The following is a 13,380-nucleotide window of genomic DNA, read 5'->3' as shown; positions in this document are numbered from 1 at the left end:
CTCAGTTCCCCTCTGCCTGGAGCACGGCGAAGACCACGGGGTCCGGCCGGTCGTTGACCGTGGTCGACCAGGTCGCGATCAGGGCGCTGCCGCAGGCGAGCAGGGCCCAGCCGTCGGGCTCCACCCGGCGGACGGTGAGCGCCTGGGTCATCAGGCCGGTCTTGCGGACGCATTCCAGCGCGCTCCACACCCGGGTGTTGGCCACCGCGAGCGGCTCCCCGGTGTCCGCGGCCAGCAGCCGGCCGACGGCGACGAGCTCCTCGCCCAGCAGCCCGGCCCAGTCCTCGTCGGTCCGCTCGATCGCGCTCTCGATGTCGCAGGTGAGCTGCCCGGTCCCGGTGACGGCCAGGGTCAGCTGCGCCGTGTGGGACGCGCTCACCTCGACGCCGTCCGTTTCCGGCTTGCCGTCCGGGCGGTAGCGGATCTCGAGCTGCCGGTCGACGCTCCGGCTCGCGGCCAGCGCGGTCTGCGCCCGCCGCTCGGCGATGCCTTCGGCCGGGCTGCCGACCGGGTCCGGCTCGACGACCACCGACCGGGTCCCGCCGAGCAGCCGCTCGCACGCCCGCTCCACATGGGAGCCGAGCATCGACGGGACCCAGGGGCCCGCGCCGTCGCGCTTGCGGACCGCCCGCAGCATCAGCCCTTCCCAGCGTTCGACCAGGGTGCCGTCCGGGTTGCGGACGTCGAGGTCGTAGACGTAGCTGTCGTCGTCCTGGAACCGTTCGCGGGCGTCCAGCAGGACGTACTCGTCGTGCTGGGCCCCCGGCTCGGCCAGGTACAGCTTCTCGATGCTCTGCGGCAGCAGGGTCGCGTCGGGGATGCAGCACTGGATCGCGTGCATCATCGCGTCGCGGGTCCCCGGGTCGGCGAGCAGCTGCTCCTGCGGCAGGAACGGCGCGAACCAGGAGACGTTCGCGGTCGTCGCGATCTCGGCGACGGCGTGCCGGGCACTGGCCCGCCGGTAGCCGACGACGCGCTGGAACCGCTTGCCCTGGAACAGGACCGTGCCGTAGAGCTCGCTGATCGGCTCCACCGGGACCGGCGGCAGCGCGACGTCCCGCCGCACCGCTTCACCGAGCTCCGCCGGGCGGCCGAAGTTCAGCCGGGCGCGGAAGTGGTCGGCGCTGAAGCCGGTCTCGTCGCTGCGGAGCACGACGTCCACCGTGTCGGCGTCCCGGGCCAGCGTGGCCAGCCGGATCGTCGTCGACCGGCCGGGCGAGACGATGATCGGCCGGAGGAACTCGACGTTCTCGAGCACCGGCGTCCCGCCGCGGCCGAGGGTCGCCGTCGCGGCCTGGGTCATCGCTTCCATGCCCAGCACGGCCGGGAAGAGCAGCTGGCCGTCGAGCAGGTGGTCGGCCAGGTACGGGTCACTGCCCGCGGACAGCTCGGCCTCGGTGATCAGCTCGACGCCGGGGTAGTGCACGACCGCCCGGTCGATGAACCGGGTCAGCGGCAGCTCGCGCCGCTGGATCGGCAGCGTGGGCAGGCCGTTCATCCGGCCGCAGATCACCAGCACCGGCGGGGTGGCCGGGTCGGAGAGCAGGCGGCGCAGGATGGCGATGCCGTCGTCGAGCGGGATCGGCGTGATGCCGTCGCGCTGCAGCGCGGTGACCACGCCGAGCTTCTCGCCCATGCCGGCCCCGGACCAGACCGACCACTCCAGCGCGATCGCCCGCGCCTGCGGGTACTCGCGGCCGAAGCGCAGGGTCGCCTCGGTCAGCCAGTCGTTCGCGGTGGAGTAGTGCGCCTCACCGCGGAGGCCGGCCCGGCCGATGATGCTGCCGAAGGTGACCAGCAGCTTGATCCGGCTCTTGTCGACCGCGTCGAGCACGGCGTTGAGGCCGCCGATCTTCGGCGCGAGCGTCTTGCGGAAGGTGTCCTCGGTCAGGCTGAACAACGCGGCCGGCTCGTTGCGGCCCGCGCCGTGCATGACCGCGGTGACCTGGCCCAGGTCGGCCTGCATCCGGGCGACCGCCTCGGCGACCTGCACGGCGTTGGTGACGTCGGCCCGCTCGTAGCGGTACCGGACGCCGGCCGCTTCCATCCGGTCGAGGTTCTCCGCCAGTTCGGCGTCCTGCTCCGGGTCGCTGCGGCCGAGGAGGGCGAGCTTCGCCCCGGAGTCTTTCGCCAGCGCCAGCGCGCTTTCCGCGGTGATGCCCTTGCCGCCCCCGGTGACCAGCAGGACGTCGGTGCGGTCGAGGGTCTCCGGGATCGGCCCGGCCGGCGCGGCCGGGAGGCCGACCAGCCGCGGCACCGTGCGCCCGCCTTGGCTGTCGTAGCGGGCTTCGGTGAAGTCCGTGGTCGCGGCGACCTCGGCGACCACCGCCGTCACCGCCGCCTCGATCGCCTCGGGGGCCGCCGGGGTCGGGTCGGCCAGGTCGACGATCGTGGTCTTCGCCGACGGGTCCTCCAGCCGCAGCGTCTTCGCCAGGCCGGAAGCGCCGTACCCGTGGTGCACGACGACGAACCGCGTGCCGTTGGGCGCGGCCAGCAGCGTCCGGGCCGCGTCGAGGAACAGCCCGACGTGGCTCGCATCGCAGTCGGCGGGCAGGCACAGCAGGACGCCGTCGCCGACGCCGCTGTGCGCGAGCGCCGTCCGCAGCGGCTCCGCCAGCAGGTTCCGCGGGGTGGCGAAGACCTGCCACTCCGCTGCACCGGTGCCGGTGGTGAGGTCCGCGGCCGGGCGCGCCGCGGGCAGGTACTCGACGGCGAACGGGCGGACCCACGGCCCGATCCCGGGCGCCTCGCCCTTGCCGGCGTTGTCGTCCGGCTTCGCCGTCTGCGCCAGTTCGTCGATCATCTCGGCGAGCTCGCCGAGGCAGACCGTGGCGAAGTTCGGCATGCCCTCCAGGGCCGGCCGGCCCAGGGCGCGGGTGACGTCGTTGACCAGCTGGCCCACCGTGATCGACGACAGGTGCAGGTCGTCGAGCGGGTGGGTGTCGGCCGTGACGGACTCCAGGGGCAGCTCGACGCGTTCGGCGGCGAGCTTGCGGAGCAGGTCGAGCGTGCTGCCGCTGTCCGCGGTCGCGTCGACCTCGGCCTCGGTGGCCTGGGCCCGCTCCGCGGCCAGCTCGGCGGCGAGGTCGGCGTCGATCGCCGGCGCGGCCTCGCAGGGGCTGGCCAGGAACCGGAACACCCCGTCGGCGGGCAGTTCGCGGACCACGCGGCCGGCGAACAGCCGCTCCGCGGTGACCGGCGCGCCCAGCGCGAACGCCGCGCCCAGCACCCGCAGCACCCCGGAGAGGGAGGCGTTGTCCGTGTCCAGCGCCAGCACCGGGGTGCCCGGCGCGATCTCCTCGAACAGGCCGGTGAGCACCCGGCCGGGACCGACCTCGATCACCAGGTCGCTGCGCTCGGCGACCTTCGCCGCCGCTTCGCGGAACCGGACCGGCTGCACGATCTGGTCGCGCAGCAGCTCCGGCAGGTTCTCGGCGGCGTGCAGGACGTCGCCGGTCACCGTGGAGACCACCGGACGCTCGAGCCGCGCGAAGGCGAATTCGCCGAGCCGCTCGATCATCGCGGTCGCCGCGGGCTCGACCTCCGGGGAATGGAACGCGTGCGACACCTTGATCCGGCCCGCGCTGACGCCCTGGGCCTTCGCCCGGTCGACCACCCGGTCGACCGCGGTGGCCGGCCCGGAGATGACCGTCTGCTGGGGTGCGTTGTAGCCGGCGATGACGACGTCCGAACCCAGGCCGAGCTCTTCGGTGCGGCCGGGCGAGGCCGCGATGCTGGCCATCGCGCCGGTGCCCGGGCCGACCTCGGTCGCCATCACCTTGCCGCGGATCTTCGCGAGCTTCAGCACGTCCCGCTCGCCGACCGCGCCCGCCCAGTGCAGGGCGGTCAGCTCGCCGAGGCTGTGCCCGGTGGCCGCGTCGGCCTCGATGCCGAACGCGCGCAGCACGCGCAGCCCGGCGAGCGAGCCGGTGACGATCCGCGGCTGCGCCACCTCGGTGGCGACCTGGTCGCCGGTGACCGGCAGCCCCGCGGCGTCGTGGATCTCGGCGGCCGCGGCGAACCGGCGGCGCAGCGCGCTGTCGCCACCGCGGCCGGAACCCTGGCCGGGGAACAGGAACCCGATCTTCGGCGCGGACGGCCGCGAGCTCGCGAAGATGCCGTCGGCGGCGTCGAAGACCGCCGGGCCCTCCTCGAGCAGTTCGAGCAGCCGGGTCAGCTTCCGCTCGGCCTGCTCCGGGTTCGCGGCGACGACCGCGGCCCGGACCGCCTTGCCCGAAAGCTCCCCGGCCAGCGAGCCGGCCAGGTCGGTCAGCTCGGCGAAGGACAGCTTGGGCACCAGCTCCAGCAGCGCGGCGATCCGGCCGCGCAGGGTGGCGACGTCGTCGGCGTCGAACAGCAGCAGCTCGGCGTCCTGCCGGCCGGCGACCAGGGTGCGGGACCGCTCGTCGAGGTCGGCGCGGCGCGCCGCGTTGGGCGCCTCGGCCACCGTGACGTGCGAGTTGATCCCGCCGAAGCCCATCGCGGACACGCCGGCGCGCACCGGCTGGTCCGACGGCCACAGCGTGGCCTCGCGCGGCACGTACATCCGGGCGGAGTCGCCGGTCAGCGACTCGTGCGGCACGTAGTGCCCGGTGGCGGGCGGGATGACCTGGTGGTAGACCGACAGCGTGGCCTTGATCAGCCCGGCGACGCCGGCCGCGGCCTTCGTGTGCCCGATGTTGCCCTTGATCGTGGACAGCGCGGCCGGCTTGGCCAGCGGGTCCGCCTCCCGGCGTGCGGTGGACAGCGCCTCGATCTCCGTGGCGTCGCCGAGCGCGGTGCCGGTGCCGTGGCCCTCGAAGTAGGACACGGTCTCGACGCCGTAGCCCGCGCGGGTGTAGGCGCGCTTCAGGGCGAGCTGGTGACCGGCGGCTTCCGGCCGCGTGATGCCGCCCTTGCCGTCGGAGGAGATGCCCCAGCCGGCGACCGTGGCGTAGATCCGCTTGCCCTGCTCGATCGCGTCGGCTTCGCGCATCAGCACCAGCATGCCCGAGCCTTCGCCCGGCCAGAAGCCGTTCGAGTCGGCGTCGTAGACCTTCATCTCGCGCTTGGCCAGCGCGCCGGTCTTGGCGAAGCCGATCACCTCGAACGGGTCGATCGAAAGGTCGACACCGCCGGCGATGCCGACGTCGAGGTCGCCCTGGGCCAGCGCGTTCGCGGCGCTGACCACGGACAGCAGCGAGGACGAGCAGGCGCCGTCCACGGTGTAGCCGCCGCCGGCGAAGTCGAAGTGGTTGCAGACGCGCCCGGCGATGGTGTTCGCCAGGCCGCCGGCCAGGGTGTCCTCGTTGATCTCGGGGAACGGCTCCTTGTACTGGACCTCCAGCTCGCGCAGGAAGTCCGCGGTCTCGTCGTCGGCCCAGCCGCGCTCGGCCAGCGCCGCGGCGACCGTGCGCCGGACGTAGGGCCAGCGCAGCCGCAGCACGTTGGCGCGGGAGAACTCGCCGGTCAGGCTGTTGCCGATGACGACGCCGGTCGCCGTCTTCGGCGCCCCTTCGCCCTCGGGGAACCCGGCGTCGGCGAGCGCCTGCTCGGCGACGTCGAGGGCGAGCCAGTGCGTCGTGTCGGTGGCGCGGAAGGTGCTGCCCGCGACCTTGTGGGCGACCCGGTCGAACTCGTAGTCGCGCAGCACCGCCGCGTTCTGGGCGTAGAACCGGTCCGGCGCCTTCGGGTCGGGCGAGTAGTAGTCCGCCCGGTTCATCCGCTCGTCGGGCAGCCGTCGGAAGGCCCGGCGGCCGGCCAGCACGTTCTCCCAGAGCTCCTCCGGGGAACTTGCGTCCGGATACCGGAGGCCGATACCCACGATCGAAATCCGCTCACCGCTCATGCCAACGCACTCCCACTGGCTCTTGTGTCTTTGGGGGGTTCCGGGTGGCGGAGCCCCCGGCCCGGGGCGGAGCCCCGGATATCGCGGTCCCAGTAACCCGATCCGGTTCCAGCATGGCTTTGCCTGCCGGTCAAGTCTTCTTTCTCCATGCCCGCGGCCGCCTTGTCCGCACGCAGCGACAACTCATGTTCCACAATGGACGGACACCGCTCAGTCGGCGAACTGCCCCGGTTGGCGGCCTTCGCCGGCCGGGCCGCGGTAGGCCTGCGCGATGTCGAGCCACCGGTCGGCCAGCGCCCCCTCGGCCCGAAGGTCGAGGTCGTCGCGGTGCCGGCGCCGGGTGACCAGCAGGCAGAAGTCCTCGGCGCTCCCGGTGATCCGCTCCGGCGAGTCCTCCGGCCCGAAGGTCCAGACCGCGCCCGACGGCCCGGTGATCTCGAACCGGAACTCGGTCTCCGGCGGCGTCAGCCCGTGCGCTTCGTAGCCGAAGTCGCGGACGCGCACGGCGAACCCGACGAGGTGGCGCAGCCGGTCGGTGCGCGCCGGCCGGACGCCGAGCGCGTCGGCGATGTCCTGGCCGTGCCCGAACAGCTCCATCATCCCGGCGCACGCGAGCACGTACGGCGGCAGCGGCCGCACCAGCCACGGGACGAGCTGGTCGCCCGGCACCGCGGCGAGCGCCTTGATGGCGGTGTCGCGATCGGCGCGCCACTTCGTCAGCAGCACTTCCGCCGGGTCGTGCTCGAACTCCTTCAGGGCCGCGTTGACCGCCACGTCGAGCCCGCCGGTCAGCGACTTCGTCATCGCGACGAAGACCTCCGGCTGGGCCGCGGCCAGCCCGGCGATGCGGAGGATGAACGTCAGGTGGGCGATCTGCTCCCGGACCCGCCAGCCCGGCGCGGGGGTGGGAGTCTCCCACTCCGCTTCGGCGAGGCGCGCCACGAGCACGTCGACCACGTCGGCCTCGGCGGTCAAGTCGGCGATCACGCCCGTCGTGTCAGTCACCTTGCCGTCCTCTCGATCCTCGGTTGTACCTGGGCTGTCCGCGATGGCCGCGGGGGCGGGGGTACCGCCACCGCGGCCATCGGGGACGGCGGATCGGGTGCGCCGGCGCGACGGCCGGTCCCGGACTCGGGGTCGGTTGTCCCGGGGCTGCGAAGCCCCGGCGCCCGATCTGCCTTCCGATCGTCACCTGCCGCGACGACCGGGGTCTTCTCCTGCCGGGCGCGGCGGGCGCCGCACCCGGCTTCGATCAGTTGCCGGCCACCAGGTCCAGTTTGGACACCGCGCGGCGGCCGGTGATGGACCCGTCGGGCGCCGGGGCGCCGTACTTGACGTCGACCCCGCGCTCCTGCAGCGCCCGGACGATGCCCGGGACGGCCCGTTCGGCCAGCGCCGCGATCGTCATGGCCGGGTTCACCGTGAGCGCCCCGGGCACCGACGCGCTGTCGGTCACGAAGATGCCCGCGTGGTCGCGCAGCTCGTGGCTGGGGTGCAGGGCCGAGGTCGCCGGGTCGTCGCCGATCCGGCAGGACGCCAGCGGGTGCACGGTGTACGCGCCGACGACGTCGTTGGTCCACGGCGACACCTTCGCCAGGCCGTCCTTCTCGATGATCGCCTTGCAGTCCGCGTCCGCCAGCGCCCAGCCGCGCAGGGTGTTCGCCGTCGGCTCGTAGCGCAGCGGCCCGCGGCCGAGCATCTGCTGCGAGATGCGGTAGGCGTTGCCGGTCGGCGGCGGGGTGCCGAAGACACCCTCGTTGTCGTCCTCGGTCATCAGGAAGATCGTCAGCCAGTTGGCCCACTTCTCGAGGATCTGCTTCTTCTCCGCGCCGAACCAGCGCGGCTCCTCGCCGCCGGGGGCCTGCGCGAGGATCGTGCCGAGCCCGGGCGGGAAGTACAGCTGCTCCAGCGAGTACCGCTCGTACTCCGGCAGCGAGCCGTCGAGCTTGTCCCAGTTCGCCACCGTCGGGCCCTTGCCGATGTGGTTGGCCGCGTAGACGGCACCGTCCTCACGGGACAGCCCGAGCACCTCGCGCACCCGGTCCTCGTCGATGATCGCGGTGTTCAGCCGCTCGCCGTTGCCGGAGAAGTACCGGCCGACGCCGTGCGGCATGGTGCCCAGCGCCGCCTCGGAACGCTGCAGGATCACCGGCGTCGCGCCGGCCCCGGCGGCGATGATGACGATCTTCGCCTCGATCACCCCGGACCCGGTGTGGATCCGGTAGTCCTCTTCGTCGATCAGGTCGAAGTGGACGCGGTAGCCGCCGTCCTCGGTGCGCTCCAGCCGCTCCACCTCGTGCAGCGGCCGGATCTGCGCGCCGTGCGCCAGCGCGGCGGGAAGGTAGTTGGTCAGCATCGACCGCTTCGCGTCGAACCGGCAGCCCGCCATCTGGAAGTTGCAGTTGGTGCACCGGTCGTTGTCCACGGCCACCGGGGCCGGGTTCGCCGTGCGGCCCGAGTGGTTGCAGGCCGCGGCCCACAGCCCACCGGCGTACGAGACGTCGTTCCAGTCCTGTTTGGACACCGGGATCGACTCGTCCACCCGGTCGTACCACGGCTCGAGGGAGTCCCGGCTGATCTCCGCCGGCCACATCCGGCGGCCGATGCTGCCGTGCCGGTCGAAGACGAACTTCGGCGCCCGCGGCATCGCGGCGAAGTACACCACGCTGCCGCCCCCGACGCAGTTGCCGCCGAGCACGCTCATCCCCTCGCCGGCGACGAAGTCGAACACCCGCGTGTAGGACGAACCCAGCAGGTAGTCGTGCTCGAAGTCCTCCGCGGCCAGCCACGGCCCGCGTTCGAGCACGACGACCTTCGCGCCGCCCGCCGCGAGGTGGTACGCCGGGATCGAGCCGCCGAAGCCGCTCCCGACGATGACGACGTCGGTCTTCTCGATGGCACTCATGCCGGGCTCCCCGAAGGTGTGGTGTCGGGATGGAGATCGGCCAGCTTGCGGCCGTAGGAGAACTTCGGGAACCGCCACAGCCCGTCGTCGTCCGGGAGGCGGTAGCCGAGGGCGAGCAACCCGGGGTGCCCGTTCTCCAGGGCCTCCTTGGTGTGCCGGTGCGGGGCGGTGTCGAAGGCCATGTTGCAGAACAGGGCCAGGCTCACCCACCCCTCCTTCTCCGGGTGCCCCGGCTTGGTCAGCCGGGTCACCAGGGCCCGCCGGTGCTCGTACGGCAACGCGACGAACGGCGGGAGGTCGGTGTCGAGCTCCAGCTCGACCTCCCCCGCGTACGACTTCGCGTGGTCGTTGAGCGACTGCACCAGGTAGGGCAGGCCGGCGGTGATGCCGGTGGCGTCGTAGTTGAGCAGTTCGAGCGCACCCGCCTCCACCGCGCCGGGCCCGGGTGCGGCCCCCGCCACGGCGCGGTCCTCCGGGTACCGCTTCTCCCCCGGCACGATCGTGTCGGCGTACGCCTCCAGGGTCAGCACCTGGACCTCTTCTTCGCTTGCCACCGGCCTACCTCCTCACCAGACTGTCCACAGTAGAGCGGTCACGCCGCCAAGGGCTTTTCGTCACCGGACGGCGCCGGCGGTGCCGCGGCGAGCTGCACCTTCTGCGCCGCCTGCTCGGCCTCGAACTTGATCCGCGCCTTGTTCGAGAAGTGCAGGCCCCACAGGTACATCCCGCGGATCAGGCACACCGAAGCGGTGGCGAAGAACAGCCCGTAGGCGATGTGCGCGGCGGTGAAGAACCCGTACATCATCGCGATCCCGGCCCCGAAGGCGAACTGCGAAACCGGCTTCGAGGGCGACGTGCCCGGGTCGGTCACCATGTAGTTCGTGTAGAGCACGAACGCGATCCCGGTGCCCATCGCCAGCGCGCCCGGGATGGACGTGCCGAAGAGCGCGCCGCGCAGGAACGCCTGGACGACGAAGAAGGACAACCAGCCGAAGATCAGCCACATCCGGCCGGTCAGCAGCGAGTTGAGCACCGTGCCCGAAATCAGGATGACCGCCACGATCAGCCAGCCGACCCAGGTGTCGACCTTCTCCGAGAAGTGGTACGGCGGGGTCATGTTGACCCACGGGAACACCAGCAGCATGATCGTGATGCCGAAGTTCGACGGGTTCATGTAGTGCCGCAGCCGGCCGTACACCGGCGCCTGCAGCACCCACTTCGCGCCGACCGCGACGACCACGCCGAAGATCATCGCCCAGATGTGGTCGTTGACGTAGGTCAGCATGTTCAGCGCCAGGCCGCTGATGTGCGCCGGGAACAGGAACTCGACCAGGCCCCGGAACCCGTTGCCGCGGAACCGCACCTCGCGGTGGGTGACCCGGGCGTTGATGATCTCCAGCAGGATCTCCGTGGTGTACGCGACCCCCACGGCGACGAACGGGTACAGCCACGGCTGCTCGAAGCCGAGCACGGTGTAGCCGAGGATGTTGAAGATCGTGATCGAGATGGCGAAGCGGCGCAGGGCCGTGATGACCTTGTTGGTCCGCTTCGGCGGGGCAGTGTCCACTTTGGTCGTTATGGGCGTCGCCATGACGTCACATCTCTTCCTTCGCCTGGGTACCGAGCTGGAACATGTGGCAGCCGGGGGCGAGCTGCAGGTCCTGCGTGCGCAGCTGCCCGGTGCGGTCCCGCCACTGCAGGTGCACGGCGAGCGGACCGGAGACGTTCTCGCCCAGCCCGATCTGGACGTCGAAGCTGCGGCGGCCGGCGTGCCCGCTGCTGCCGTCGACGCGGCCCACGTACTTCTTGCCGTCCGCGGCGGTCACCGTGACCTCGGCGCCGATCGCCGGCGAACCGGCCGAAGGCAGCGGGCCCGGCGCCACGGGAGCGTCGGTGCTCAGTTTCAGCTGCAGGAACTTGCCGGTCTTCGGGCTGTCGTTGTGGTAGAAGACGGGCTGCTCCCACTGCCGCGCGACGGCGAACTCGGGCAGGCCGTCCCCGTCCGCGTCGCCGACGCCGATGCCACGGGTGGGCACCGGGACGGCCAGGCCGAGCTTCGGCGCGAGGTCGACGTAGGTGCCGTCCGAGCGCTTGACGAAGAAGTGCAGCGTCTGGTCACCGGCGAGGTCGTCGCCGGGCCGGGCGTTCGGCCACCAGAACGGGTTGGACGTCATGCCGTCGTTGGCCACCGCCAGCTCCTGCAGCTGCGGCCACCGGTTGACCTGGCCCTTGATGAACCCGGTCGCCTGGGCGATCTGGACGTCACCGCTGTTGTTGAAGTCCTCGATCTTGGGGTCCCAGCCCCAGCCGGACCACGCCGTCCGCGTGTCGCCGCTCTCGTCGTGGAACGGGGCCACGCCGTCCTTCAGCTGCGTGCGCAGGTCGGTCAGGTCCTTGGCGGTGTTGACGAACTGGAGGTTCGACTCTTCGACACCCCACGAGGTGGTGATGTTGGAGACGAAGATGTCGTACAGGCCGTCGTGGTTGAAGTCGCCGAAGTCGACGCCCATGCCCTTGAACGAGTCGTTGCCGAGCACCTTCGACTTCGGTTCGGTGACCCCGCGGACCCCGGTGACCTCGCCGAACGCCACGTGCCCTGGCGTCGATTTGTTGTAGAGCAGGTGGTCGTGCCCGAAGTCGTTGGCGATGTAGAGCTCGGGCAGGCCGTCGGCGTCGATGTCGGTGGCGCTGGCCCCCAGCGTCCAGCCGGTGCGGTCGCCGGCCGGGATCGCGTCCGAGGCGTCGGCGAACGACGCGGTCGGGCTCGTCCCCGCGGTGGCGCCGGTCCAGCGGTAGAGGTACTTGCCGCCGCCGTTCTTCGCGTGCGACATCGACTGGTTCATCGTGATGCCGCCGTCGGCGTTCGGGTCCAGCACCTTGCTGTCCGGGAAGTAGTTGCCGACGAAGACGTCCACGTGCCCGTCGCCGTCGAAGTCGCCGATGGTGGCCGCGTTGCTGTTCCACAGCGGGCCGTTGTACTTGCCGTCCGGGCCGCGCTTGCTGCCCGGCACGAGCTCGGCCGGCGCGTAGGCCGAGGGGGCGAGCTTGGTGGCGCCGGCCTTCTGCAGGAACACCACCGGGGTGCGGCCCCAGTAGTAGACCAGGACGTCCATCCGGCCGTCTTCGTTGAAGTCGCCGGGGACGCAGCCCATCGGGGCCAGGTAGTCCCACGTCGGCAGCGGCGCCGGGTCGAGGGCGAACGGGGCGTAGCGGCCCTGCCCCTTGCCGGGCGCCGGCGTCACGACGACCTGGTCGCTGCGCGGGTCGACCAGGCAGATGTCGTTGGCCAGGCCGTCACCGTCGAGGTCGTTCATCGCGATGGCGGCACCGGTCGAGGACATCCAGGCCGAGATGTGCTCGTACTGCTTGTTCAGCGTCCGGACGTACTGCGACTTCGCCGCCGCCGGCAACGCGATCGTCATCGGGGTGAACTGGAACTTGCCTGCCAGCTGGTCCTGCTCGGCGGCCGAGACGCTCGGCAGGCGCGCGACGAAGAACAACGTCAGCACCAGCGCGATCGCCACGATGCCCGCGAGCTGCCGACGCAGCCAGCGTGTGGTCGCGGTCATTGGTTCACTCTTCCATGGGTCAGCACTTCGCCGGCGATCCGCTGCCGCCAGGCCTCGAATGCCGGGAGCTCGCCGTCGACGACCTCCGCCGGGCGCACTTCCTGGGTGATCGCCGCCGCGCGCTCGGCGGGCAGCCCGCAGATCGCCCGCGTGGCGACCTCGGTCTGGGGGATCAGCACGCCGCCGCGCACCCGGGCGTCGGCCGCGAAGGCACTGCCCTGGGCGAGCTGCCCGCGGTGCTTGCCCGCGCGCTCGGCGAGCTCGACCAGCTCGGCTTCGGCGACCCCGCACGCGTAGGTCGACGCCAGCCCGACCCCGGCGTACAGGTCACCGTGGCGGGCCGGGTCGAACCCGGCGATGGTCTTCGTCACCAGGTCGACGTCGGTGCCGCAGATGAACCACAGCGCGCGGCCGATGCCCTGGTCCATGGCCCGTAGCGAGTAGCTGCTGTACTGCCGCGACGGCCACGGGAAGCCCGGCTCCTGGTACTGCTGCCGCACGTACTTCTCGGTCTTGAAGTACGCCTGGTGGAAGCCGTAGCCGTCGAGCACCAGCCAGCGCAGCAGCGGGTCGAACCGGTCCGCCTTCGGCCACGCGAAGCGCGGTAGCCGCGCCATCGCCCAGCCGACGCCGACCAGGATGATGTAGTGCTGCTGCGTCCCGCCGGGTCCGGCCACGAAGTCGTCGATGTGCTTCCGGCCGCCGAAGGGCAGCCCGTCGAGCATCGCGTAGCCCATTCCCGCGCCTTCGTAGGCGAATCCGCGGAACTGTTCCGGAATGCGACCCAGCCATTCTTCGCACTGAGCGGGGGTCCGCGCTTCCACGGCGTGTGCGTAGCCGAGCAGGAACTTCTCCCCCACCGTTTCCAGCAATTCCTGAGCCTGCGGACTCTTCTTGTGGAAACCACGCTTGTCCAGCGACGTCTCGGAGACGTCCGGTGTCAGGATGCGGCGCCTCAACGCGCGCCAACCGTCGCCCAACGCACTTCCCCCTTACGGGTCGCATAAATTCTTGGCCGAATGCATCCACGGTCACAGATTCCGCACCGGCAGCTCTACTCCACGTTTGCCGCCGGGCCG

7 protein-coding genes are annotated in these 13,380 nt (G+C 71.7%); all 7 read right to left on the bottom strand.

Annotation, left to right across the window (positions count from 1 at the left end; all coding sequences use genetic code 11):
- Position 1: 1 nt before the first annotated feature.
- On the bottom strand, positions 2-5,827 hold the full coding sequence (locus C2L59_RS28320) for a type I polyketide synthase (RefSeq protein ID WP_103352576.1): 5,826 nt from the start codon (positions 5,825-5,827) through the stop codon (positions 2-4).
- 210 nt (positions 5,828-6,037) lie between these two features.
- Positions 6,038-6,832: a TIGR03084 family metal-binding protein gene (locus C2L59_RS28315; protein ID WP_103352575.1), complete on the bottom strand. Its 795-nt coding sequence runs from the start codon at positions 6,830-6,832 to the stop codon at positions 6,038-6,040.
- A gap of 247 nt (positions 6,833-7,079) precedes the next feature.
- A complete protein-coding gene (locus C2L59_RS28310) occupies positions 7,080-8,732 on the bottom strand; it encodes a GMC family oxidoreductase N-terminal domain-containing protein (protein WP_103352574.1) in 1,653 nt (550 codons plus the stop codon).
- On the bottom strand, positions 8,729-9,286 hold the full coding sequence (locus C2L59_RS28305) for a DUF5987 family protein (RefSeq protein WP_103352573.1): 558 nt from the start codon (positions 9,284-9,286) through the stop codon (positions 8,729-8,731). Before C2L59_RS28305 ends, C2L59_RS28310 begins: the two co-directional genes overlap by 4 nt.
- Before the next feature lie 38 nt (positions 9,287-9,324).
- Complete coding sequence (locus C2L59_RS28300) at positions 9,325-10,323, bottom strand: enediyne biosynthesis protein (RefSeq protein ID WP_103352572.1); 999 nt, start codon at positions 10,321-10,323, stop codon at positions 9,325-9,327.
- 4 nt (positions 10,324-10,327) lie between these two features.
- Positions 10,328-12,301, bottom strand: coding sequence for a CRTAC1 family protein (locus C2L59_RS28295; protein ID WP_103352571.1), 1,974 nt, complete (start codon positions 12,299-12,301; stop codon positions 10,328-10,330).
- Positions 12,298-13,260, bottom strand: a complete 963-nt coding sequence (locus C2L59_RS28290; protein ID WP_103352643.1) for a DUF1702 family protein — start codon at positions 13,258-13,260, stop codon at positions 12,298-12,300. Before C2L59_RS28290 ends, C2L59_RS28295 begins: the two co-directional genes overlap by 4 nt.
- Between the last annotated feature and the right edge of the window lie 120 nt (positions 13,261-13,380).

It is taken from the genome of Amycolatopsis sp. CA-128772, from assembly GCF_002904295.1.
GTDB lineage: Bacteria > Actinomycetota > Actinomycetes > Mycobacteriales > Pseudonocardiaceae > Amycolatopsis.
Note: the sequence above shows the minus strand (reverse complement) of the source record. Positions and strands in the feature narration are given on the sequence as shown.

Coding starts and splice junctions, on each gene's coding strand:
- C2L59_RS28320 (WP_103352576.1), bottom strand. CDS start 5,827: ATGAGCGGTGAGCGGATTTCGATCGTGGGTATCGGCCTCCGGTATCCG.
- C2L59_RS28310 (WP_103352574.1), bottom strand. CDS start 8,732: ATGAGTGCCATCGAGAAGACCGACGTCGTCATCGTCGGGAGCGGCTTC.
- C2L59_RS28300 (WP_103352572.1), bottom strand. CDS start 10,323: ATGGCGACGCCCATAACGACCAAAGTGGACACTGCCCCGCCGAAGCGG.
- C2L59_RS28295 (WP_103352571.1), bottom strand. CDS start 12,301: ATGACCGCGACCACACGCTGGCTGCGTCGGCAGCTCGCGGGCATCGTG.